Genomic DNA, 23,846 nt, shown 5'->3' with positions numbered 1-23,846 from the left:
ACCGCGTCACGCCGCCGGCAGCCGGACGGTGAACGAGGTACGTCCGGGCCGGCTGGCCGCCTCGACCGTGCCGCCGTGCGCCCGTACCACGGCCCGGACGATGGCCAGGCCCAGCCCGGTCGAGCCGGTGGCCCTGGAGCGGGCGCGGTCCCCCCGGACGAACCGTTCGAAGACCCGCTCCAGCAGCTCCGCCGGGATCCCGGGACCCTCGTCGGTGACACTCAACTCCACTCCGCCACCCGTGAGTTCGAGGCGCACCTCGACCGCGGTACCGGCCGGGGTGTGGGTGCGGGCGTTGGCCAGCAGGTTGGCCACCACCTGGCTCAGCCGGTGCTCGTCCCCGCGCGCCAGCACCGGTTCCTCCGGCAGAACCAGGCGCCAGCGGTGGTCCGGCCCGGCCGCCCGGGCGTCGGCCACCGCCCCCAGCACGATCCGGGTGAGGTCCACCTCGTCCTCGGCCAGCGGGCGGCCGGCGTCCAGCCGGGCGAGCAGCAGCAGGTCCTCCACGATCGCGCCCATCCGCAGCGCCTCGGCGTCGATCCGCTCCAGCGAGTGCCGCACCTCGCCGGGCACCTCCCCGGGGTGGCGCAGCGCCAGTTCGGCGTGGCCGCGGACGGCCGCCACCGGGGTGCGCAGCTCGTGGCTGGCGTCGGCGGCGAAGCCGCGCAGCCGCTCCTCCACCGCGTGGCGGCGGGCCAGCGCGTCGCCGACGTGGCCGAGCATCCGGTTGAGCGCCGCGCCGACCCGGCCGACCTCGGTGCGGGGATCGTCGTCCGGCACCCGCTCGGCGAGCATCACCTCGCCGCTGGCCAGCGGCAGCGCGCTGACCCGCTCGGCCATGCCGACCACCCGCCGCAGCGGGCGCAGCGAGAAGCCGACCCAGAGGGCCCCGGCCGCGCCGGCCGCCGCGACCGCGATCGCGAAGACGGTCAGCTCCAGGGTCTCCAGCCGCTCCACGGTGTCCTCGGCGGGTTTCACCGGCAGCCCGCTGACCAGTACGTCGCCGTCCCGGCCGGCCACCGCCCGGACCCGGTAGTGGCCCAGGGTGCCGCCGAGGTCGAGGGTTCGGGCCGGTCCGCCGACGGGCAGGGCGGCCAGGGCCCGCTGCCGGTCGGGCGGGAAGGAGACCCGGTCGTCCTCGTCACCGGGGTCGCCGACGTCGTCGGCGTCCCCGTCGACCACCCCGGCGGCGGTCACCCGGCCGCCCAGCAGCCGCACGCCCAGGGTGCCGGGGGTCTGGGCCCGGGTGTCCGGGCCGGCGCCGGCGCCCGTGTGCTCCAGGCTGGCGGCGTAGCGGCCGCCGGTCTCGGCGAGTTGCTGGTCGAGCCGGTCGACCAGGAAGTGGCGCAGGGCGGCGGCGGTGGCGAAGCCGACGGCGGCGCAGGTGACGACCAGCAGCACCAGCAGGCCGGCGATCAGCCGGGCGCGCAGGGTCCGGGGGAAGAGCCGCTTCAGGAGGCGCACGGCACGGCTCACGGCGCGGCTCACGGCGCGGCTCACGGCGCGGCCTTGATCAGGTAGCCCGCGCCGCGCACGGTGTGGATCATCGGGCTGCGGCCGGCGTCCAGCTTCTTGCGCAGGTAGCTGATGTACAGCTCCACGATGTGGGCCTGCCCGCCGAAATCGTACGACCAGACCGCCTCCAGGATCTGCGCCTTGCTGAGCACCTGCCGGGGGTGGCGCATCAGGTGGGCGAGCAGCGCGTACTCGGTCGGGCTGAGCTCGATGGTCTCGCCGTCGCGGGTCACCTCGCGGGCCAGGTCGTCGAGGACGAGGTCGCCGAGCACCAGGGCGTGCGCGGGCGGCTGCGCCGGGCCGGCGGGCGGGGCGGCCCGGCGCAGCAGTCCGCGCAGCCGGACCACCACCTCGGCCAGGCTGAACGGCTTGGTCACGTAGTCGTCGCCGCCCGCGGCGATGCCCGCGATCCGCTCCTCGACGGCGTCCCGGGCGGTGAGGAACAGCACCCGCACCTCGGGCTGCTCGGCGTGCACCCGGCGCAGCACCTCCAGGCCGTCGAGGTCGGGCAGCATCACGTCCAGCACCACGGCGTGCGGGCGCCACCGTGCCGCCTCCCGGACGGCCTCCAGACCGGTGGTCGCGCCGCGCGCGTGCCAGCCCTCGTAGCGGACGGCGCCGCAGACCACCTCCACCAGGTCCGGTTCGTCGTCGACGACCAGGACGCGCCAGTCGGGGCGGTCGTCCGGGCGGCCGGCGGTGTCGTCCATGGTGGCTCCCTCGGTCGGGCGGTGGGCAACGGTCATTCTGGCCCGCCGCGATGAGAAAGCCGTGAGATCGCCGGAACTGGTTCGTGAACCCGGACATAGCTTCTGACCTGCGGCGACAACACTTCAGGAGGGCCCCGGAACGGGCCGTCCTCAGAGGTGACTCAGAGCTTGCGGTGCGATCGTGGACCGCCTCGGCGGGGCCGTGCCGCCGCCGGGAGTCGAGGAGGACCCCGATGACCACTGCCACCGCACCGAAGTCCCGGCCCGCGCCCGCCCGTCCGCACCGCCGGGCGGCGGCCCGTCCGCCGCTCGCCCTGCCCCCGAACGCCGCGCTCGCGCTGATCGGCGCCGGGGCGCTCGGCGTGCTCGGGCTGTGGTGGGTGAACACCGCCTCCGTGGTCGGCGCGGCCGGGTGGCTGACCGGTGCCGGGCGGATCACCGGGCTGCTCGCCGGGTACGCCGCGCCGGTCCTGCTCCTGCTGATGGCCCGGCTGCCGCCGGTGGAACGCGGGGTCGGCGCCGACCGACTGGCCCGCTGGCACGCGTACGGCGGACGCTGGCTGGTCGCCCTGGTCTCGGTGCACGTGCTGACCGTGGTCTGGGGCTACGCGCTCACCGACGGGCGCGGGCCGGTCGGGGAGGGCGTGGAGATCGTCTTCCACTACCCCGAGATGATCAAGGCCTCCCTGGGCACCCTGCTGATGCTCGGCACCGGCCTGGTCTCCGCCCGGGCGGCCCGCCGCCGGCTCTCCTACGAGACCTGGTACTACCTGCACCTGGCGACCTACCTCGCCGTCGCACTCGCCTTCGCCCACCAGCTGGCCACCGGCGCCGACCTCGGCGGCGGCCCCGGCCAGGCCGCGTGGTACGCGCTCTACTTCGGCACGGCGGCGCTGATCGGCTGGTTCCGGCTGCTGCGGCCGTGGCTGCTCGACCGGCGGCACGGGCTGCGGGTGGCCGAGGTGCGGCGGGAGGGCCCCGGCGTGGTGTCGCTGTTCCTCTCCGGCCGACGGCTCGACGAACTCCGCGCCGAGCCGGGCCAGTTCTTCCGCCTGCAGTTCCAGGCGCCCGGGCTGCGCTGGGCCGCCAACCCGTACTCGCTGTCCGCGCCTCCGCGCCCGGACTTCCTCCGCTTCACCGTCAAGGACCTCGGCGGGCACAGCGCCGCCGTCGCCGCGCTGCCGCCGGGCACCCGGGTGCGGGCCGAGGGGCCGTACGGGGCGTTCACCGGGCGGCAGCAGCGGCAGCGCAGGGTGCTGCTGCTCGGGGTCGGGGTGGGGATCACACCGCTGCGGGCGCTGTTCGAGACCCTGCCGGGCGAGGTCACGCTGGTGCAGCGGGCACGGCGCGCGGAGGACGTGCTGTTCCGGGCCGAGCTGGCCGAGGTCGCCCGGCGGCGCGGCGGGGTGGTGCACGAACTGCTCGGCTCGCGGGAACAGGTCGGGGACCTCGGCGCGGCGCTCGCGCGGCTGGTGCCGGGCCTGGCCGAGCACGAGGTGTACCTGTGCGGGCCCGAGGCCGTCGCCGAGGAGGCCGTACGGGCGCTGCGGGCGGCCGGGGTGCGGGCGGGACGCATCCACCGCGAGTCCTTCGTCTTCTGACCCCTTTCCACGCCTACACGTCCACGTCTCCGGAGGAGTTGTCCTGCCATGCGCCGAGCCGTCGTCACCAGTGCCGCCACCGCTGCCGGGGTGGTGCTGCTGCTCTCGCTCAAACCGCACGAGGCGACCGGGTCCGCGCCGGTGATCAGCTCGGGGTCGGGGTCGGGATCTGCGTCGGGTTCAGGGTCAGGGTCAGGGTCGGATTCAGGGTCGGGGTCCGGCTCCGCCGGCACCTCGCCGGGCCCGTCCGCCTCCCCCGCACCCGCCACCGGTGGCGGCGGCGCCACTCGTAAGGTCAGCGGGGACACCGTGAACACCCGGTACGGCCCGGTGCAGGTGCAGGTCACCCTCGCCGGCAGCCGGATCACCACCGTCGACGTGGTCAAGTACCCGACCCAGGACCGCCGGGACCGCGAGATCAACGCCGACGCCCTGCCCGTGCTCAACCAGGAGGCGATCTCCGCGCAGAACGCTCGGATCGACGCGGTCAGCGGCGCGACCTACACCAGTGACGGCTACATCCGCTCGCTGCAGAGCGCCCTCGACCGGGCGAAGGGCTGAGGCCCCGGTGCTGCGGCACGCCGAGCCCGTGATGGGCACCGTCTTCTCGATCGCCGTCCGCGACCCCGGGCCGGACACCCCCGAGGCGGTACGGCGGATCGTCGAACGGCTGCACCGGATCGACGCGGTGTTCTCCACCTACCGGCCCGACAGCGACGTCAGCCGGCTCGGGCGCGGCGAGATCGCCCCGGAGGACTGCGATCCCGAGGTGCGCACGGTGCTCGCCGCCTGCCGTGAGGTGGCGGCCGAGACCGACGGCTACTTCACCGAGCGGCCCGGCGGCCGGCTCGACCCCAGCGGCTGGGTCAAGGGCTGGGCGATCGAGGAGGCCGCCCGGCTGCTCCGCGCCTCCGGCGCCCGGCAGTTCTGCGTCAACGGCGGCGGGGACGTACAGACCTGCGGCGGACCGTGGCGGCTCGGCGTCGCCCACCCCGGAAGACCGGGCATGCTCGCCGCCGTCCTGGCCGGCAGCGACCTCGCCGTCGCCACCTCCGGCACCGCCGAGCGCGGTGCCCACATCCTCGACCCCCGCACCGGCCGCCCGGCGGACGGCCTGGCCTCGCTCACCCTGGTCGGCGCCCCGGGCACCGGCATCGCCCGCACCGACGCCTGGGCGACCGCCGCCTTCGCCATGGGCCCCGACCGCGCGCTGGCCTGGGCGGCCCGCCGGCCGGGAGTGGAGGCGCTCGCGGTGCTGCCGGACGGCTCCAAGCGCTGGACGTCCGGCCTGCCCGGCCACCTGCCGCCCTCCGGGCCGGCCGACTGGCAGCCGGGTGCCTGACAGTCGGGTGCCCGGCAGCCGACCGTCGCATACTGACCGGCCGCGCCAATGTTGCTCCTACCGGCCCGAGTTCCCCCCATCGGGTGAACCCCGGTGATCATGTCGGGCTGATCTCCGCCCGGTGACGGATAGTGGGGAACCGATCGGGCACGGACCGCCCGTCCCCCAGCGGCAGGAGCGGCGCATGAGTGTCGGCGTGACGGAGAACCCCGGCGTGACCGGGGGCGTGGAGCTCACCACCCTGCTGGTCGCCGCCGCCCGGGCGATCGAGACCCACCGCCCCGACGCCCTCGCCCGGGACCGGTACGCCGAGCACTTCGTGCGCGCCGCCCCCGCCGCCGCGCAGTGGCCCGTCCACCCCCGCGACGTCCCCGACGGCGAGGCCGACCCGCTGTGGGGGCGACTCGGCCGCTACTTCGCGCTGCGGACACGGGCGTTCGACGACCAGCTGCTGCGGGCCGTCCAACTCGGCGCCCGGCAGGTCGTCCTGCTCGGGGCAGGACTCGACGCACGGGCGTACCGGCTCGACTGGCCCGGCGACTGCACCCTCTACGAGGTCGACCGGCCCGAGGTGCTCGCCTTCAAGGAGCGCGTACTGGACGGGCTGGAAGCCGCAGCGACCGACCTGCCCACCGCCCACCGGGCGGCCGTCGAGGCCGACCTCCGCACCGACTGGGCCGGGGCGCTGACCGCCGCCGGGTTCGACCCCGACCACCCGACCGCCTGGCTCGCCGAAGGCCTGCTGCTCCACCTGCCCGGCCCGGAGGAACGCGAACTCTTCGCCGCCGTCGACCGGTTGAGCGCCCCCGGCTCCACCCTGGCCTACGAGGCCAGGCTCGGCCCCGAGTCCACGGCGGTCCGCGACCACCCGCTCCACACCGCGCTCCGCGACCGGACCGGCATCGACCTGCCCGCCCTGCTCGACGCCGGCCCCCGCCCCGACACCCCTGCCGACCTCACCGCACGCGGCTGGTCCACCACCGTCCACACACCCTACGAGTTCACCCGCCACTACGGCCGCGGCCCGCTGCCCGAACCGGACGACGCCCTCGCCGCCGACCGCTGGGTCTTCGCCGTCCGCCCCTGAGGCGCTGAACCCTGCCTTGCGACCCGGCCGTCAGAAGTCCGACGGGATGGGACCACCGACCCGAGTCCCCGAACCGTTCACAACCGTCGTGTGCTCGTACCACCCCTTCCGGTGCTCCGGGCCCGAGGTACAGCGGATGCGCCGGGTGATCCACCGGCCGTGATCGTGGCCGGCTCGTCCGAGTCCTCGGGGGCGTGTTTCGCCGTCTCTTCGTCGTCTTCAGGCGTCATCCCGCAGATCGGCCGGTGGACCTGCGTCCGGCGTCTGCGGTCTCCTCCTCCGGGACCACGATCATCCGCTGTTCCTGGTGGGCAGCCAGCCGGTCTGAAACAGTGTTCCGAACGGATTTTCGGAGGTCACCCGAATTCCCCGGCCCGGGGGAAGTGGCTGGGGTGCCACGGCGCCCAGGAGGGGGACTTCCTGCCCGTCGCCGGAGAGCAGTACTCCGTGACCGCCCAGGTCGCACACCGCGCGCAGGAAGGGGTTGACGACACTGGCACGGCCGGCGCCCTCGGAGCGGCGGGCGACGATCACACGCAGGCCCAGCTCACGGGCGTGCGGGAGGAATTCGATGAGGGATGCCAGCGGGTCCCGCACGGTCGCGGCGATGAGGTCGAGGTCGTCCACGATGAGAAAGATGTCCTTGTGCCGCTGCCAGCGGGCCGCGCTCTGCTGTGCACCCGGCGTACGGCTGGTGGCGGTGACGCGCAGGATCCGCACCAGCGTCTCCAGGCCCGTCGCGCTCGACGCGTAGTGGATGAGGTACTCGGGGGGCACCTCGTCGAGCAGCGTGCGGCGGAAATCGGCCACCAGGAAGCCGGCTCGGTCCGAGGAGTAACGCTCGGTCAGCTGCTTGACCAGCAGCCGGAGCAGCGTGGTCTTTCCGGACCCCTCGTCGCCGAACACGGCGAACAGCGGATCGGTGTCGAAGTCCACGAAGACCGGGTTCTGTTGGGCCGCATCCAACCCGATCGCCACCCCCTGCAGCGCGTTGCCGCGCGGTAGCCGGTCCGCGTCCACACCGGAGGACGCGGCGGTGCCGCCCTGCGGCACGATGAGTGCCTCCGCCCAGCCGGGCCTGCGCAGTTGGAGGTCGTCCGCCTGGATCATCCGGTGGATGCTCGTCACCGCCGGTCCCGGTTCGACGCCGAACTCCTGCCGCAGCCGCGCCTGGAGACGGCCGTAGGCCTCCAGTGCCTCGGCCTGCTGCCCGCAGCGGTGGAGGGCGAGCATCAGCAGGGCGCACAACCGCTCGCGCAACGGACTGTCGGCGACCATCGGTTCGAGTTCCGTCACGAGCTCCCGGTGCCGGCCGAGCGCCAGCCCCGTGGCATACAGGTCCTCGGTGGCCGCCATCCGCCGCTCGTTCAGCCGGGAGCGCTCCCAGGAGGCGTACGGCCCCGGAACGCCGTCCAGCGCGGGGCCCTCCCAGAGGTCGAGCGCGGACCGCACCAGCGTGTGGGCCGCCGACATGTCGCCGGCCCTCTCCGCCTGCACGGCAGCGGCGAGCTGCTCCTCGAAGACGGTCACGTCGACCGAGCCCGGGTCGACCGTCAGCCGGTAGCCGTCCCTCACCACGTGCACGGTCTCGGCCGCGCCGCGCGGCTTGGTGCCGTCGCCCAGGGCCGACCGCAGCCGCAGGACGTGGGTGCGCAGCGCGCCCTCCGCCTGGGGCGGCGGCTGATCGCCCCACACCGCGTGGGCCAGGCTCGCCGTCGAGACGGGCTCCGGGGCGTGCAGGAGCAGGGCTGCGAGGACCGCCCGCTCCTCGGCCGAAAGGACGGACAGCGGCTGCTCGTCCCGCCAGACCCGCAGTGGTCCGAGCAGCGAGTAGCGCAGCCGGGAGCGTACCGGCGGCCCGGCCAACTCCTCTGCGCGTTCGTGCAGTTCGTTGAGACGGAACCGTTCCAGTTCCGCCGACGGTCCGGGCAGGTCCGCCAGCGGTGTGCCCTCCCAGAGGGCGAGGGCCGCCTCGGCGTGCCGCCGGGCTGCGGTCGCATCGGCGGCCGCCAGTGCCGCCTCGGCACGTTCCAAGGCCTGTTCGAAGAGGACGGCGTCGATCTGCTCGGAGGCGACGTTCAGCACCCAGGTGCGGCCGTCGGAGAGCTCCTCCAGCACTCCGAACCGGGCCGGGGCCGGGTTCAGGACACGCTGGATCTCGCGAACATGCGCGAGCATCCGGCCGCCGGTCGGCGCCAGGGGATCGTCGTCTCTCTGCAGCACCGCATGAACCAGGGCCTCCAGAGGAACCGGCCGGCCGTGGTTCTTGAGCAGTACGGCGAGCACCAACTTCTGCTCGGGAGGGCCGAGTTCGACGGGCTCGTCCCCGCGCCAGGCGCACACGTCGCCCAGCAGCCTGAACCTGAGCCGCCCCAGGGCGCCCGAGTCGGCGATCCGTCGGGCCACCGCGGCGGCGGAGGACGGCCGTCGGCGCGGGTCCGGCTGCAGCAGGTCACGGACGAGCCCGTGCAGTGGCTCGGGCACTCCGGTCGCCTCAAGCACCCTGCCGAGGGCGTGAATGTCACCGGCCGGGTCGACCGGGACGGCCGGCCCGCCGAGGTGGATCCCGAAGTCGCAGAGGGCCGGGCTGCCGTCCGGGCGGATGAGGATGTTGGCGGGCTCGATCCGGCCGTGGGCGAGCCCCTGGCCGTGGAGGTACTCCAGCGCCTCGGCCACGCCGTGGGCGATCGCCGCGGCCTCGGCAGGGGGCAGCGGTCCCGCGTCGAGCAGACTCCGCAGGTCGGGTCCGTCGACGAACTCGTGGACGAGATAGAGGTGTTCGGCATCGGCACCGGCGCTGTGGCAGGCGACCAGGCCCGGGTGGTCGAGTTCGGCGAGCCGTGCGGCCTGCGCCAGGAACTCGTTCGCGTCCAGGGCGACCGCCAGGCGGTCCCTCGCGACGGTCTTGACCACGACGGTCACGCCGTCCCGCTCGTCCCTGGCCCGCCAGACCTCGCTCTGCCGCCCCTGGGCGATCCGCTCGACCAGGCGGAAGCGCCCTGCGAGAGTGCGGGGTCCGGTCTCCTGGTCCACGCCGCCGCGCAGGCCGTTCGCCAGCTCCCAGATGTGGACCTGGCCGTCGTGGTCCCCGATCGAGGCGATGACGCAGTGGTCCTCGTCGCTGGCGATGCCGACGATCGTCCTCGCCAGATCGGGATCGAGCCCGTCGCTGCTGACGAAGTCGGGACTGTCGGGCGCGTCGGGCCGCCACCGACGCACCGTCCCGGACTGGTCGACGCCGACCAGGGCCGTCTGCCCGTCCAGGTGGGGCACGGAGGTGAGCGCCCAGGCGCGGTAGCCACCGGCGATGCCCGGCAGTTCCACCTCGACTGCGTTCTGGACGTCCCAGAGGCTCATGCGGCCCTGGAGGTCGGAGATCCAGAGATACTGCCTCCCGTCCGAATGGGTGTGGGCGGCCATCGCCACCGGCTCGAACGGGAGGCCGCTCTGGCTGTCGGTGAGGGAGCCGTCCTCCGCGTCCCAGAACTGGAGCACGCCGTCGACGTCCGCGGTGCAGAGGACGAACCGGTCGTCGCCGAAGGCGGCCATCGCCACGACGTCGGAGGTCACGTCGAGAAGCAGCGAGCTCCGGAACTTCAGCCCGTCCACCGCGTCGATGAAGTGGACCAGGCCGTCCACACCGTAGACGGCGAGATCACTGCGCCCGTCCGGCCCTGGCACTGCCGCCAGGGCCACTGCCCGGCAGGGCAGCCGGAAGCTCTTCGAGTCGTTCGCCGCATCGGCCTTCGGAGGCAGCACCAGAGCGGCCAGCTGGGCGTCGAGCTGCCAGGTCGCCAGTTCGTCCGGACGCCTGGGCATCCGGTCGAGCAGGGCCTCGAACTCCTGGTTGTGCTCGATCCGTTGGTAGTCCTCGCCGAGGCGGTGGCGGATCTCCTCGCGCAGTTCCGCCTCGGTGAGGGGGCCGAGGGTGATCGTCGTCGCGGAGTCGAGGATGCTCAGCCCCTCGCGTGTATCAGTGGTGACGATCAGGCGGCCCGACTCGGAGGCGATCAGGCGGGTGAGCTCACGGGAGTAGAAGGTGTCCGGCTGGAGACCGTCGACGACGATCAGCCAGTTCGGGTGGTCGCCGACCACCTCGCCGAGGAAGACGGAGCGATCCACGCCAAGGGCGTACCTCAGCCGTTCGACGCCGGTGGCCAGGGCTCCGCCGGTGCGCGCGTCGATCCAGTGGATGAAGGAGTGGCGGTCACCGTGGAGCCGGACGTACTCCTGAATGAGGCGGCGCCTGCCCATGCCTGCGGTGCCCTCGATCACCGTCACCCGGGTCTTCATGCCACCCGGTGCGCACGCCTGTGCGAGCAGGCGGAGTTCGTGCGCCCGGCCGATCATTCGCGGCGGGTCCGGCGGGCTCACGACCGGCGCCACCGGTGTCAGCGCGTTCCGCCGGATCGCGGGCCGGTTGCTCACCATCCCACTCAGGGTCCTTGCCAGCGAGGCGTGTTGACCGCCCGCCCCCGCCAGCACCCGCGCCGCGACCTCCGCGAAGGGCCGGCTGCGGTCCGGCAGCCGGTGCCGCCCCTCCCCCGCCGAGGCCGCCAGCGCGCGGAAGTCGAGCGTCCCGCCGAAGGTCGCCGCGACCCGCCCCGAGACCTTGGCGAGCACCTGGTCCAGCACCCGTACCGATTCCGTCCGGGTGAGCTCCCCGAGCAGTTCCTCCCGTACGTCGTCGACGAAGTCGTACACCACCTCGTCCGGGTCGGCGGCCTTCGCCCGTACCTCGACCAGCCCGGACAGGAACAGCTCCGCCAGCTCCCGCTGCCCCGACTGCGGCACGGTCGCCCGCTGGACCAGCCGCATCACCGGCAGGCTCAGCGGTGCCGCCGCCAGGTGGCAGGCGAGCCGGTACGCGTTCGGGGAGCTGCCGGCCCGGAAGGCGGCGACCCGGTCGGCGGCGGTGCGCGGGGCGGAGGCCCGGGCGCGCGGGCGCGGCGGGCGGGGGACCCCGCTGAGCGGCGCGGCGAGCAGGGGTGTCCAGCCGGCCGTGCGGCCCGCGGTGAGGTCGGCCCAGGGGGCGAGCCAGTCGGCGTCGATCTCCAGCACGGGCAGCCAGCGCACCGCGGCCCGGGCCGCGGCTCCGGCCCTGCCGCGGGGGATGCCGGGCAGGGCGGTGTCGGTCCGCAGGACGGGGGCGGGCCGGCCGGGGGTGGCGGCCCGGGCCTCGACCGGGGCGGCGCGCAGGGCGGTGCGGTGCCAGAGGCGGCGGGGCAGCACCTGGAGGGCGGCGGCCGGACCGGTGGTGGCGGCGCGGGCGAGGAACGGCACCAGTTCGTCGCCGTACCAGGCGGGTCCGACGCCGTCGGTGAGGACGAGCAGGATGCGGCGCCCGTGCGGGTCGGCGAGCGGGCGGGACCAGTTGCGGTCCGGGTCGGCGGGCGGTGGGGTGGCGGTGCGACGGCGCCGGAAGGGAGTGAGGTGCGGGGTGTCCCGGTCGGTGTCGAGGGACCAGGTGCGCACCTCCTCGAAGGCGCCGTGGCGTTCCAGCAGGGTGGCGAGTTCGCCGGCGAGGTCGTGCCAGACGGCCATGGTGGCGCCGGTGTCGACCAGCAGGTCGACGGCGTACCGGGGCTTGGCCCGGTGCCAGACCGGCAGCAGCACACCGGCTTCGGCGGTCGCCGCCGCCGTGGCCTCCTCGTCGAGGTGCAACGGCCGGTGACCGCCCGGGCGTTGGGTCAGCGGGCGGCGCAGTGGGCGCAGGGCGCGGGCGATGGCCAGGGCGCCGGGCAGGGCGGTGGGCCGGGTGACCTGGACGACCTCGGCGCCGCGGGGGACGGGCTCGGGCCGCTCGGTGCCGGAGGGGGCGCAGCGGGGGTGGAGCTCGACCGTGGGCTCGGGCTGCGGGGGCGTGGGGGCGGGCGGTTCGGGGGCGGGCGGGCGGTCGCGCTCGGTGCGCTGGTGCGGCAGGACGGGGTCGGGTTCCGGGGGCACGGGCGGTCGCGGGGCCGGCGGCCGTTCGGGGGACGGTTCGGGCGGGCCGTCGGTCACGGGTGCGAGGCCGGCCAGCCGGGCGATCCACAGCACGTCGGCGAGGTCCTGCGGGTCCGGCCGCTCGCCCTCGGGGGCGACGAGCGCGGCCAGCGCCCGGCGCAGCACGGACCGCGCCGCGGCGTCCGTGCCCGCGACGTCCGCCCCCGTACCGTACTCGCCGGCCGCTGGGGACTCCCCCGCCGTCCCGAACCCTCCGCCCGTCCCGAACCCTCCGCCCGTCCCGAACCCGCCCACCGGCCGCCGCCTCAGCTCTCGTTGAGCGGGCGCAGCAGGACGTCGTGGATGACGTCGCGCCCGGGTCCGCTGCCCCACAGCCCGCGTTCGGCCATCAGCAGGGCGTTGAGCAGCTGGTCGTTGGCCAGGTCGGCGCCGTCCTCGCGCTGGCGGCGCAGGAACTCGGTGATGAGCTCGGCGCGCCGGAGGCCGTCCTCCGACCGGTCCGCGCCGAGGTGGGCGGCGACCATCGCGGCCAGCCGCTCCTCGGTGGGCGGCTGGATCTCCAGGCGGACGCAGCGGCGCAGCAGCGCCGAGGGGAACTCCCGCTCGCCGTTGCTGGTGAGGACGACCAGCGGGAAGTGGGCGCAGCGTACGTGGCCGCCGCGCACGGTGGCCCGCCGGCCGGGGTCGGCGATGGCGACCTCCTGGGGGCCGGGGCCGAGGCGCTGGAGTTCGGGGATCTCGAACTCGCCCTCCTCGAAGACGTTCAGCAGGTCGTTGGGCAGGTCGATGTCGCTCTTGTCGATCTCGTCGATGAGGACGACCCGCGGTGTGCGCCAGGGCAGCAGCGCGGTGCCGAGCGGGCCGAGGCGCAGGAACTGGCCGATGGCGGGCGGCTGCCGGTCGCCGGCCGGGTCGCCGTCGTGCCGGGGGGCGCGCAGGCCGGCCTCGTGGAGGCGGCCGATGGCGTCGTAGGTGTAGAGGCCGTCGCGCAGGGTGGAGCGGCTGCTGACGGACCAGCGGAGGACCGGGCCGAGTCCGAGCTCGTGGGCGACGGCGTAGGCGAGGGTGGACTTGCCGACGCCGGGCTTGCCGGTGATCAGCAGCGGGCGGCGCAGGTGCAGGGCCAGGTTGACGAGGTGGATCTCGCGTTCGTCGGCCTGGTAGGCGGTGGCCTGCCGGGTGCGGCCGAGCCTGCGGGCGGTGGGGCCGGTGGCATCGTCGGCCGGGGGCGGCGGCAGTTCCTCCTCGCTGTCGACCCAGTCGCCGAAGGAGCGCCAGGCCGGGGCCGGCGGGAGGGCGGCGATGCCGTCGTGGGGCACGCCGGTGCCCCGGTAGATCCACCAGTTCTCGGGCATCGTTACCGCCTGCTCCTCGTGATTACGGTCGTTGCGCTCGTCGAAGTCGTCGCGCTCGTCGAAGTCGCTGCGCTCGTCAAAGTCGTCGCGCTCGTCGAAGTCGCTGCGCTCGTCGAAGTCGTCGCGCTCGTTCGGAACCATTCGCCTCACACCATCCCCGGAAACCCGGCGTCCTGGTCCGGGTCCACGCAGTTCGGGTCGTCCCAGAACAGGGTGATGCCGTCCTGGCTCTCCGCCGCCCGGGTCACCTTGCGGTGCCGGTGGACGGCCTCCGGCAGGTGGGCCAGCGAGCGGGGGCGGTCGCGGCGCAGGGCCTCGACCAGGTCCGTCGGGGCGCCGGGGGTGCGGCGCCACAGCATGGCCGGGACGCCGTCGAACACCATGGCGTCGAGCACCGCCGTGCGCACCCGGGGGTCGAGGTCGTCGTACGGGGTGTCGAGGCCGAGGCAGGCCAGGGTGGGCCGGCCGTCGAGCCAGCCGGGCAGGTCGGCGGCCCGTTCGGGGTGCAGGGGCGGCCAGCCGATCCGGTCGACGGCCTCGCACTCCATCGTCTCGGCGAACAGGTGCTCCCACCGTTCGTACCAGTCGGGTGTCTGCAGCCACGGGTTGATGTAGCGGTCCAGGGACCGGACCACGACGGGGTGCAGCAGTCCGAGCCGGTACCCGCCGGGGGTCGGGGACCAGAGTTCGGCGCTGTGGCCGAGCAGTGCCTTGGGCAGCAGGAACTCGATCCGCACCGGGCTGCGCTTGCTCCTGGCCATCTCGGTGAACAGCGCCTGCCAGCCGGCCAGTCGGGCGCTGCCCTCGGTGACCAGGTCCTCCTTGGCGAGGGAGTCTCCGGCGACCAGGTCGTTGAGGCGTTCGATCGGGCCGCCGGCCAGGGGCTGGCGGTAGTAGGAGGCCCGCAGGTGGTAGCGGCTCGCCTCGATGTGCTCCGGGGTCTCCGGGTCCAGCCGGATCTGCACGACGAGGCGGCCGGCCGCCACCTCCCGGGGGGCCGGCCGGGCGACCGTGAGGCTGGTCAACAACACCCCGATCTCAGCGAGTTGGGGATGCCGGGGGGCGAGCTCGGGGTCCCGCACCAGGCCGTCCAGGAAGGTCAGCGCGTAGCCGGGGTCGGGGCCGCCGAAGTGGTCCAGCAGCCGGCCGAGGATCTCCGGCAGGGTCGTCCGCCCGTCGATCAGGTTCCGGCCGGGAGCGCGCGGTGGCAGGTGGCCGAGGAGCCGCTCGGGGCCCGGCGTGGGCGTGAGCGCGCGCAGCAGGCCGATGAGGCGCAGCAGGACGGCGGTGGGCAGGCCGGTCTCGGCGGTCAGGGCCAGCACGGCCAACTCCAGCCAGGGCAGGGCGCCGTCGTACGGGTCGTGGTCCCGGAGCGCCTCGCCGAGCGAGCGGAGCACGGCCCGGGGGTCGCGGGCGCAGCGGATGCTGCGCAGGATCTCCCGGACGTGCTCCCGCGCGGTGTCGGCCTCCTTGACGTCCAGGTGGAACAGCCGGGAGGACGGGCTGCGGCCCATCGTCTCCAGGACGCCCTGGCGGAACTCCCGTCGCGAGATCCCCTGGAAGTCGAACAGGATCTCGGCCAGCAGCCCTTCGGCCGCCTCGAACGGGGTCGCGGCGGCAGCCCCCGGCTCGACGGCGGTCCGCGGCGACCAGCCGCCGTACGCCCCTGCGCCCATCACCCGTGCCCGCTCCCCCTGCCTTCGGCCACCGCACCGGTCGCCACCACACCGGTCGCCGTCGCACCGTTCGCCGTCGCGCCGCCCGTCACCCGTTCCACCAGGGACCGGAGCAGCTCCAACGCGCCGTCGTCCGGGGCGAGTTCCTCCAACGCCGCGCACAGCGCGCGCAGGGCGGCCGCGGCGTCGCGGTGGGAGCGGCAGCGGCGCACGATGCGGAACAGGTGGTCGCGACGGTCGGAGCGCTCCTCGACCTCGAAGGAGTGCGGCAGTCCCAGGTGTTCGCCCATCCGCTCCAGCAGGTCGAAGCGCCCGTCGGCCCGCGCGGTGTACCGGACGGCCATCAGCGCCGTCACCAACTCGGCGTCGGTGGGAGGCGGCTCAGGCGCCGGGCCCGCCCCGGCGGCCGGATCGAGCCCGGGGGCCGGGGCCGCCGGGCCGAGGAAGGCGAGCAGGGCGGCGAGCGGGACGTACCAGCCGCCCAGGTCCTGCTTGTACGAGCGGCTGCCCTTGAGCACGCCGCGCACCAGCCCGTCCGGACCGACCAGCATGCTGCCGCTGAAACCGGGCTGGACGAAACCGCTCACCCGGACGAACTCCCCCGACCGGCCGACGACTCGGAGCGCGACCGTGTCGGCGTTGGCGCCCGGGGAGGGGGTCGCCTCGGAGTGGCCGAGGGCGGTGAGCCAGGTGCCCGGCTCGGCCTCGCCGTCCGCCAACGGGGCGACGGGGTGGCCGGTGGCGGCCGCCGCCGGGACGTCGAGCAGCGCGAGGTCGGGGAACGCCTCGAACGAGCCGCTGCCCACGGTGCCGGGCTCGGCCCGGACGGCGCCGGGCAGCACGGGAAAGCCGGTCGACCCGTGGCGGACGACCAGGCCCTCGGCCACGCCGAGCCGGTCGAGCACGACGTGCGCACAGGTGACCACCAGCCCCGGGGCGACCAGGAAGCCGCTGCCCCGGAAGCCGCTCGCCACCTCGATCCGCACGGCGCAGCGGTGCAGCGCCTCGGCGCGGGCCCGATCGAGGTGCGGGCCGGTCACTCCGAGACAGCAGGGTCGGCCGCCGTGCCGTTGCCCCGCTCGCGCCGGGCCGCGAGGTCCCAGGAGAGCTTGACGGTCAGCCCCGCCTCGCTCCCGGCCTCCGCGATGATGCCGAGCAACTGCCCGGACTTCACGGCCAGTTTGAGCCCGAACTCGACCTCGAACGAGTCCGGCGCCCCGGATCCGCCCTGGGCGATCGTCTCCGCCGCCCAGCGGCCGATGCCCTGCACAGTGCCGCGCACCTGGTCCAGCGACAGCGCGACCGCGGAGCCGACCCGGGCGGCCCGATCCCGCAGCGCCACGTCCCCGAAGCCGTCCTCGTCCCCGGCCGTCTCGAAGCCGACCTCACCGATGACCTCGGCCCGCACCGTGGTGCCGTCCCCCAGGTCGATCGTCTGCACCGTCACGTCCCCGGCCACGCCGTTCCCCTCCCACACGTCCGCCCCTGCTGCGCGCGCCACAATACCGCGACGTCCGGGACACCCACCGTTACGGGGCCGGACATCCGAGGCACTCCCCAGGACTCCAGAGGGATCATCAAGGTCTCACCAGGACTTCCGAGTTGCCACCTGCGGGCGAGCGGCTTCCAGGGCGTCCGGTGCGGCCGGGACCTCCGGGCTTTGAGCGTTTCTGCGCAGAGCGCCTCCCGCCGGGCCTCGGACGGGGCGCGTTCTTGCTCGATACTGCGCTCACGATTGACATGAACCGCCCGAAGCACCAAGCTGCTCTTTCGAAACTGCTCAAAACCAGCATTCTTCAAGCATCTTGGATCATCCGATCAAGCACGCACGAAGGCGGTAACTGCGGTGGACAAACGTGTGCTGGCCCTCGTCTCGGCGTGCGCCCTCGGCGCGCTCGCCCTCACCTCCTGCGGCAGCGGCGGCAGCGGTGGCGGCGGGACCGACACCGACGGCAAGGTGACCCTGAAGCTGGTCGCCGCGGACTACGGCGACAAGGAGTCCAACAGCTCGAAGGCCTACTGGAACAAGGTCGCCACCGCCTTCACCGCGGCCAACCCGGACATCAGGGTCGACGTCCAGGTGGTGAACTGGAACGACATCGACAAGCAGGTCAAGACGATGATCCAGAGCGGCAACGTGCCGGACGTCCTGCAGACCGGCGGCTACGCCGACAAGGTCGCCGACGACCTGCTGTACACGGCGGAGGACGTGCTGTCGCCCGGCACCCGGGCCGACCTGATCGACAGCTTCGCCCGGGCCGGCCAGGTCAAGGGCGTGCAGTACGGCATACCGTTCGTCTCCTCGGCCCGCGCCCTGTTCTACAACAAGGCGCTGTTCCAGCAGGCCGGCATCACCCAACCCCCCACCAGCTGGGAGGAGTTGCGCAAGGACGCCGAACAGCTCAAGGCCAGGGTCCCGGGCGTCACCCCGTACGCGCTGCCGCTCGGCCCGGAGGAGGCCCAGGGCGAGAGCATGATCTGGGAGCTCGGCAACGGCGGCGGGCCCACCGGCAAGGACGGCGCGTACACCCTGAACAGCCAGGCGAACATCGACACCTTCCGCTGGCTCAGGTCCGACCTGGTGGACCCGGGACTGACCTACACCAACCCCGCCACCACCGACCGCAAGACCGCGTTCGCCGACTTCGCGGCCGGCAAGGCGGCCATGCTCAACGGCCATCCCTCGCTGATCCAGATGGCCCAGGACGGCAAGGTCGACTACGGCGTCGCCCCGATCCCCGGCAAGTCCGGGCCGCTCACCTCCACCCTCGGCGTCGCCGACTGGATGATGGCCTTCAAGAAGAACGGCCACCGCGACCAGATCAGGAAGTTCCTCGACTTCGCCTACGCCAAGGACAACCAGCTCGCCTTCGACGAGACCTACGACCTGATGCCGGTCACCCGGAGCGTGCTGCACGAGATGACCAGCAGCGGCAAGCACAAGGACCTCGAACCCTTCTTCGCCCTGCTGCCGAACGCCGTGTTCTACCCGCTCGGCGACACCACCTGGGACGCGGTCTCCGCCGAACTCAAGAAGTCCGTCGGCAGCGCCGTCTCGGGCGACCCGGCCAAGGTGCTGGGCGACCTGCAGAAGAAGGCCCAGGACGCCGTCGCGAACAAGTGACGGCCGAACCGATGGTGACCTCCGACTCCCCCGTACGGAAGGCCCGCCGGCCGGGCCGGTTCGGCCCGCTGCCGTGGATCGCCCCGGCCGTGCTGCTGATCCTCGCCGTCGTGCTGTGGCCGGTCTACGAGATGGTCCGCACCTCGTTCCTGCGGGTCAGCACCAGCGGCTTCGTCCGCGGCTCCGCCGGGCTGGACAAGTACCGCAAGCTCTTCGGCGAGGCCGACCTCGGCCACGTGCTGCTCGCCACCGTCGCCTGGACCGCCGCCGTGGTCGCCCTCACGATGCTGCTGTCGCTCGGCCTGGCCCAGCTGTTCAACCAGCGCTTCCCCGGGCGACGTTACGCCCGCTGGGCGCTGATCGCCCCGTGGGCGGCCTCGGTCCTGATGACGGCGATCGGCTTCCGCTGGATGCTCGACCGGACGGCGGGCGTGCTCAACACCGCGCTGACCGACCTCGGCCTGGTCGACGGCCCGCGGGACTGGCTCGGCGACCCCTCGACGGCCTGGCCCTGGATGGTGTTCGTCGCGGTCTTCGTCTCCCTGCCCTTCACCACCTACACCCTGCTGGCCGGCCTCCAGACCGTCCCCGCCGAGGTGTACGAGGCCGCCAGGGTGGACGGCGCCTCGCCGTGGCAGGCCTACCGGCGGATCACCCTGCCGCTGCTGCGCCCGGCCTTCCTGGTCGGCCTGGTGATCAACCTGATCAACGTGTTCAACTCCTTCCCCGTCATCTGGGGGATGACCCAGGGCGGCCCGAGCAGCGACACCGCGACCAGCACGGTGTTCATGTACCAGCTGAAGGACACCGACATCGGGGAGTCGGCGGCGATGTCGGTGGTCAACTTCGCCCTCGTGGTGCTCATGGTCCTGGCCTTCCTCAAGGTCAGCCGCTGGAACCAGGAGGAGAGTTGACGAAGCACCGGAAGCGTCGGATCGCACCGCGCACCCTGGCCCTCGCGGGGGCGGCCTGGCTGCTGGCGGCGGTCTTCCTGTTCCCGTACCTGGAGATGGTCGTCACCGCGCTGCGCCCGGCCGACGAGCTGCGCGACGCGACCTACCTGCCACGGCACTTCGCCTGGTCCAACTTCACCGGCGTCTGGCGCGACTCGACCCTGGGCGGCAACCTGCGGGTCACCCTGCTGGTCGCCGGCGGCTCCACCCTGCTGGCGCTGCTGGTCGCGCTGCCCGCCGCGTACTACACCGCCCGGGTCCGCTACCAGGGCCGTCGGCTGTTCCTGCTGCTGGTCCTGGTCACCCAGATGTTCCAGCCGACCTCCCTGCTGGTGGGCCTCTACCGCGAGTTCTACCAGCTGGACATGCTCAACTCGGTCTGGACGCTGATCCTCTGCAACGCCGCCTTCAACCTGGCCTTCGCCGTCTGGATCCTCACGGCGTACATCTCCTCGATCCCGGTGGAGCTGGAGGAGGCCGCGATGCTGGACGGCCTCGGCCGGGTGGGGGCGCTGCGCCGGGTGGTGCTGCCGCTGGCCCTGCCCGGCGTGGTCACCGCGGTGATCTTCACCTTCATCTCCGCCTGGAACGAGTTCGTGATGGGCCTGACCCTGTCCACCGACCCGGGCAGCCAGCCGCTCACCGTCGGCATCAACAGCTTCATCGGCAACTACACCGTCCAGTGGAACTACCTGTTCGCCGGCTCGGTCGTCGCGATCGTCCCGGTGGTGGTGCTGTTCGCCCTGATCGAGCGGCACGTGGTCTCCGGACTGACCGCCGGATCGGTCAAGTAGCCGCCCGTACGAGCAGATCCGCCCGAAGAGTCGACAGGAGAACCCCCGTGCGCCTGCTCCGACCCCACCTCCGAAGGGCCGCCCTCGCGGCGGCCCTCACCAGCATCGCCGCCATGGCCGGCCCCGTCGTACCGGCCCGTGCCGCCGCCCCGCCCGCCGCCGTCCTGGACGGCGGCCACCAGGACGTCAGCTGGCAGAGCCCCGCCTACCCCAAGGGCACCCTCGGCGGCGCCACCTCCTGCCCCACCGCCGCCCAGGACCCGGACGGCACGGTCTGCGGCCGCTTCGACCTCACGGTGAACGTCCCGTCCGGCTACTGGGACGACAACCCCGAGGGCGGCGTACCGGTCTCGATCCAGTGGCAGAACCCCACCGACGACTTCGACCTCTACGTCTACGACGCCAACGGCAAGGAGGTCGCCGAGAGCGCCGGCACCGCCGACCCCGAGGCCACCGTCATCCCCAAGGCCTCCGGCACCTACCACGTGCTGGTCGTCCCGTACGACGTCAAGGGCGGCTCCTTCACCGGCCGCGCCTACCTCCCCCGCACCACCGACGCGGGCGACCTCACCTCCTTCGGCGGCGGCGCAGGCAGCTACGACATCTCCGCGGGCACCCTCAAGGCCAAGGTCGACTTCCTCGCCGACGACCAGCTGCGTCTGCGCGCCGCCCCGGACGGCGACATCTCCGACCCCGTCGGCGCAGCCATCATCCGCCAGCAGCCCGCACTCCAGACCCGCACCTCCACCTTCGACGCCGGCGACTACTACGGCATCCGCTCCGGCCACCTGGTGCTGCGGGTCTACAAGCACCCGCTGCGCTTCGGCCTCTACCGGGCGGACGACCGGACCGCCGTCTGGCAGGAGTCCGCCCCGCTGCGCTGGTCCACCAACGGCCTGCGGCAGAGCCTGACCCGCGGCGCCGACGAGCAGTTCTTCGGCGGCGGCGAGCAGAACGGCAGCTTCTCCCACCGCGACCGCACCGTCCACGTCTCCAACAGCACCGACTGGAACGAGGGCGGCTACAACAACTCCCAGCCGTTCTACGTCTCCACCGCCGGCTACGGCGTCTTCCGCAACACCTTCGCGCCCGGCATCTACGACTTCGGCTCACCGGTGCGCACCGGGCAGCAGGAACGCCGCCTGGACGCCTACTACTTCACCGGCGACGTCAAGTCCGTCATCGGCGAGTACACCTCGCTGGTCGGCAAACCCTTCATGCCGCCGGTCTACGGCCTGGAGCCCGGCGACTCCGACTGCTACCTGCACAACGCCAACCGCGGCGAGCGCCACACCACCGACGCCCTCAAGGTCGCCGACGGCTACGTCCAGAACCGGATGCCGCTCGGCTGGATGCTGGTCAACGACGGCTACGGCTGCGGCTACGAGAACCTCCCGCAGACCGGCGAGGGCCTGCGCAAGGACCACGCCCAGCTCGGCCTGTGGACCCAGAACGGCCTGCCCAACCAGGCCGAGGAGGTCAAGGCCGGAGTCCGGGTGCGCAAGCTCGACGTCGCCTGGGTCGGCAACGGCTACGGCTTCGCGCTCAACGCCTGCGACCGGGCGAAGGCCGGCATCGAGGACAACAGCGACGCCCGCGGCTTCGTCTGGCTGCCCGTCTCCTGGGCCGGCGCCCAGCGCTGCGGCGTGCTCTGGAGCGGCGACCAGAGCCTGTCCTGGGACTACATCCGCTGGCAGATCCCCACCTACGCCGGCGCCACCATGTCCGGCATCGCCTACGACACCGGCGACGTCGGCTCGATCTTCCGCCGCGATCCCGCGATGTACACCCGCGACCTCCAGTGGAAGGCCTTCCTGCCGACCATCATGACCATGGACGGCTGGGCCAGGGACATGTCCGGCAAGCAGCAGCGCGACCAGCAGCCCTGGCTGGACGGCGAGCCCTACACCTCGATCAACCGCAAGTACCTGCAGCTCAAGGAACGGCTGCTGCCGTACATGTACACCCTGTCCGCCGAGGCCACCCGCACCGGCATCGGCGCGGTGCGTCCGCTCGCCCTGGAGTACCCGGACGACCCGGCCGCGCTCGGCCCGAACGCCAAGTACGAGTTCCTGGCCGGGCCGGACTTCCTGGTGGCCCCCGTCTACTCCGACACCTCGGTCCGCGACGGCATCTACCTGCCCGAGGGAACCTGGACCGACTACTGGACCGGACGCACCTACCAGGGCCCCACCACGGTCAACGGGTACTCCGCTCCGCTCGACACCCTGCCGCTGTTCGTCAAGGGCGGCTCGATCGTGCCGATGTGGCCCCAGGGCACGCTGTCCTGGGAGAACCGCGACCGCGGCGAACTCGACTACGACCTCTACCCCCAGGGCGACTCCTCCTACACCCTCTACGAGGACGACGGCGTCACCCGGCAGTTCGCGGCAGGCTCCTCGGCCACCCAGCAGGTGGACGTCCACGCCCACGGACCGGTCACCACCATCCAGGTGGGCGCGAGCGAGGGGAGCTACAGCGGCAAGCCCGACGCCCGCTCCTACCGCTTCACGGTGCACGGCCGGTCCGCCCCCCGGATGGTCGTCACCCAGGGCGGCCCGTTGCCCCGGGTGGACTCGGCCGCCGCGCTCGACACCTCCCCCTCCGGCTGGTACTTCGACCGGGCCGCCGGGGTGACCCACGTCAAGACGGCACCCGTCCCCACCGACGACGACTTCTCCCTCCACCTGATCCACGGCGGCCACTGACCTCCACCCGCCCCCACGCGGCCCCGTCCCGCCCGGATCGTCCTCGCCGGGCGGGACGGGGCCGGCCGCATCCGCCATCGGTTCCGATTTGTGACGTGACCCTGCCTAGTTCGTCCGCGTCCCTGCGTGATGGGATGGGATCAACGGGGTCACGAGCGCAGGTGGGGGTACGTGGTGCGGAGTGGACGGCTGCCGGCACTGGACGAGGACGCGGCACATCTGGTCGCGGTGGGAGTGGTCCGGCTGGGGGCCCGGGAGTGGCTCGGAGCGACGGGCGTCGCGCCGGGCGGAGCCCTGGACGGGGCAGCGGGTGGAGCGCCGGGCCGGATGGGCGGGACGCCGGTCCGGACGGGCGGGGCAACGGGTGGAGCGCCGGGCTGGACGGGCGGGCTGCAGGCCGCCTCCTTCGCGGACGCCTGGCTGTCGTTCGGCGACATACCCGCGCCCGGGCTGCGGTTGCCGGCGTCGGCGGTGCTGCCGAGCGTCGCGGAACTGGCCGCCGAACTGCTCCTGCGCTCCTGCGGGGAGGACGCGCCCACGGCACTGGCGTGGCTCGGACTGCGCTCGGCCGAGACCCGCGAGCGGGCGGACCGGGAGGGCCTGGCCCACCCGGCCGAGCCCTGCGCCCTCGCCCTGGTGTGGCACGGCGTCCAGGCGCTGACCGCCGGGGACGGGGCGCCGGACCACCGCCGGCGCATCGAGGAACGCGGTGAGGCCTACGTGCGGGAACGGCACCGCCGCCAGGACACCCTCGCGCTCCTGCTGGGCTGCGCCCGGATCGCCGCGGCCGCACTGGTGGAGCTCAGCGAGGGCGATCCGCAGCGGGTCGACGGGTGGCTGGAGCAGGACGCGGCGCGCGCCATGCCGCGCGGCGGCCCAGTCCCGCTGTGGGTGCCGGGACGGCCCGGACAGCCGGTCGACTGACGGTGCGGCCGTGGGGGGCGGCTCCCGGCGCCGGCGCCCCCCCCACCCCGGCCGCCGCGCCCGGCACCGCCCCACCGCCCCCCGCCTGGCCCCGCGCGCCCCCAGACACCT

16 protein-coding genes are annotated in these 23,846 nt (G+C 73.8%); 9 read left to right on the top strand and 7 right to left on the bottom strand.

Translation table 11 applies throughout. The annotated features are described in order from the left end of the window. Window positions 1-6: 6 nt before the first annotated feature. Window positions 7-1,455, bottom strand: a complete 1,449-nt coding sequence (locus ACIRVF_RS28230) for a sensor histidine kinase (RefSeq protein ID WP_402823934.1) — start codon at window positions 1,453-1,455, stop codon at window positions 7-9. Window positions 1,456-1,496: 41 nt separating this feature from the next. Next, a complete protein-coding gene (locus ACIRVF_RS28225) occupies window positions 1,497-2,225 on the bottom strand; it encodes a response regulator transcription factor (RefSeq protein WP_402823594.1) in 729 nt (242 codons plus the stop codon). Window positions 2,226-2,458: 233 nt separating this feature from the next. On the opposite strand from ACIRVF_RS28225, the gene ACIRVF_RS28220 reads away from it, so the two are divergent. The 4 genes from ACIRVF_RS28220 to ACIRVF_RS28205 all read left to right on the top strand — a co-directional run bounded on the left by ACIRVF_RS28220 (window position 2,459) and on the right by ACIRVF_RS28205 (window position 6,255). Then, entirely contained in the window at window positions 2,459-3,826 is a 1,368-nt protein-coding gene (locus ACIRVF_RS28220) for a ferric reductase-like transmembrane domain-containing protein (RefSeq protein ID WP_402823591.1), read from the top strand. Window positions 3,827-4,135: 309 nt separating this feature from the next. Beyond that, complete coding sequence (locus tag ACIRVF_RS28215) at window positions 4,136-4,387, top strand: FMN-binding protein (RefSeq protein WP_402823588.1); 252 nt, start codon at window positions 4,136-4,138, stop codon at window positions 4,385-4,387. 31 nt (window positions 4,388-4,418) lie between these two features. Beyond that, window positions 4,419-5,168, top strand: coding sequence for an FAD:protein FMN transferase (locus tag ACIRVF_RS28210; protein WP_402823931.1), 750 nt, complete (start codon window positions 4,419-4,421; stop codon window positions 5,166-5,168). Between the two features lie 184 nt (window positions 5,169-5,352). After that, on the top strand, window positions 5,353-6,255 hold the full coding sequence (locus ACIRVF_RS28205) for an SAM-dependent methyltransferase (protein ID WP_402823585.1): 903 nt from the start codon (window positions 5,353-5,355) through the stop codon (window positions 6,253-6,255). Window positions 6,256-6,546: 291 nt separating this feature from the next. Here ACIRVF_RS28205 and ACIRVF_RS28200 read toward each other — a convergent pair whose 3' ends face one another. Genes ACIRVF_RS28200 through ACIRVF_RS28180 form a run of 5 tightly spaced genes read right to left on the bottom strand, consistent with a single transcriptional unit; the run spans window position 6,547 to window position 16,691 of the window. Further along, window positions 6,547-12,495, bottom strand: coding sequence for an SAV_2336 N-terminal domain-related protein (locus tag ACIRVF_RS28200; RefSeq protein ID WP_402823582.1), 5,949 nt, complete (start codon window positions 12,493-12,495; stop codon window positions 6,547-6,549). An 11-nt stretch (window positions 12,496-12,506) separates the two neighbouring features. Continuing rightward, entirely contained in the window at window positions 12,507-13,697 is a 1,191-nt protein-coding gene (locus ACIRVF_RS28195; RefSeq protein WP_402823579.1) for an AAA family ATPase, read from the bottom strand. Window positions 13,698-13,702: 5 nt separating this feature from the next. Further along, window positions 13,703-15,232, bottom strand: coding sequence for a hypothetical protein (locus ACIRVF_RS28190; RefSeq protein ID WP_402823576.1), 1,530 nt, complete (start codon window positions 15,230-15,232; stop codon window positions 13,703-13,705). Next, complete coding sequence (locus ACIRVF_RS28185) at window positions 15,232-16,272, bottom strand: trypsin-like peptidase domain-containing protein (RefSeq protein ID WP_402823574.1); 1,041 nt, start codon at window positions 16,270-16,272, stop codon at window positions 15,232-15,234. Before ACIRVF_RS28185 ends, ACIRVF_RS28190 begins: the two co-directional genes overlap by 1 nt. Further along, window positions 16,269-16,691, bottom strand: a complete 423-nt coding sequence (locus tag ACIRVF_RS28180) for a CU044_2847 family protein (protein ID WP_402823572.1) — start codon at window positions 16,689-16,691, stop codon at window positions 16,269-16,271. Before ACIRVF_RS28180 ends, ACIRVF_RS28185 begins: the two co-directional genes overlap by 4 nt. Before the next feature lie 387 nt (window positions 16,692-17,078). Here ACIRVF_RS28180 and ACIRVF_RS28175 point away from each other — a divergent pair, with 387 nt between their 5' ends. From ACIRVF_RS28175 to ACIRVF_RS28155, 5 genes are all read left to right on the top strand, one after another. Beyond that, the gene (locus ACIRVF_RS28175) at window positions 17,079-18,356 is read left to right on the top strand and encodes an extracellular solute-binding protein (protein ID WP_402823570.1); all 1,278 of its coding nucleotides are present in this window, start codon (window positions 17,079-17,081) and stop codon (window positions 18,354-18,356) included. 11 nt (window positions 18,357-18,367) lie between these two features. Then, complete coding sequence (locus ACIRVF_RS28170; RefSeq protein ID WP_402823568.1) at window positions 18,368-19,270, top strand: carbohydrate ABC transporter permease; 903 nt, start codon at window positions 18,368-18,370, stop codon at window positions 19,268-19,270. After that, window positions 19,267-20,103 carry a carbohydrate ABC transporter permease gene (locus tag ACIRVF_RS28165; protein WP_402823565.1) on the top strand — a complete coding sequence of 279 codons (837 nt, stop codon included), beginning with the start codon at window positions 19,267-19,269 and terminating at the stop codon, window positions 20,101-20,103. Before ACIRVF_RS28170 ends, ACIRVF_RS28165 begins: the two co-directional genes overlap by 4 nt. Before the next feature lie 47 nt (window positions 20,104-20,150). Then, on the top strand, window positions 20,151-22,811 hold the full coding sequence (locus ACIRVF_RS28160) for a TIM-barrel domain-containing protein (protein WP_402823562.1): 2,661 nt from the start codon (window positions 20,151-20,153) through the stop codon (window positions 22,809-22,811). A gap of 171 nt (window positions 22,812-22,982) precedes the next feature. Further along, entirely contained in the window at window positions 22,983-23,735 is a 753-nt protein-coding gene (locus tag ACIRVF_RS28155) for a hypothetical protein (protein WP_402823559.1), read from the top strand. The last annotated feature ends 111 nt before the right edge of the window (window positions 23,736-23,846 follow it).

Origin of the sequence: Kitasatospora sp. NPDC101157, assembly GCF_044768255.1 — a bacterium.
Taxonomy (GTDB): Bacteria; Actinomycetota; Actinomycetes; order Streptomycetales; family Streptomycetaceae; genus Kitasatospora.
This window is presented reverse-complemented; position numbering and strand designations above follow the sequence as displayed.

Bases quoted from the DNA above. Each gene is read 5' to 3' on its own strand.
- ACIRVF_RS28225 (WP_402823594.1), bottom strand. From the start codon at position 2,225: ATGGACGACACCGCCGGCCGCCCGGACGACCGCCCCGACTGGCGCGTC.
- ACIRVF_RS28220 (WP_402823591.1), top strand. From the start codon at position 2,459: ATGACCACTGCCACCGCACCGAAGTCCCGGCCCGCGCCCGCCCGTCCG.
- ACIRVF_RS28210 (WP_402823931.1), top strand. From the start codon at position 4,419: ATGGGCACCGTCTTCTCGATCGCCGTCCGCGACCCCGGGCCGGACACC.
- ACIRVF_RS28205 (WP_402823585.1), top strand. From the start codon at position 5,353: ATGAGTGTCGGCGTGACGGAGAACCCCGGCGTGACCGGGGGCGTGGAG.
- ACIRVF_RS28195 (WP_402823579.1), bottom strand. From the start codon at position 13,697: ATGGTTCCGAACGAGCGCGACGACTTCGACGAGCGCAGCGACTTCGAC.
- ACIRVF_RS28190 (WP_402823576.1), bottom strand. From the start codon at position 15,232: ATGGGCGCAGGGGCGTACGGCGGCTGGTCGCCGCGGACCGCCGTCGAG.
- ACIRVF_RS28170 (WP_402823568.1), top strand. From the start codon at position 18,368: ATGGTGACCTCCGACTCCCCCGTACGGAAGGCCCGCCGGCCGGGCCGG.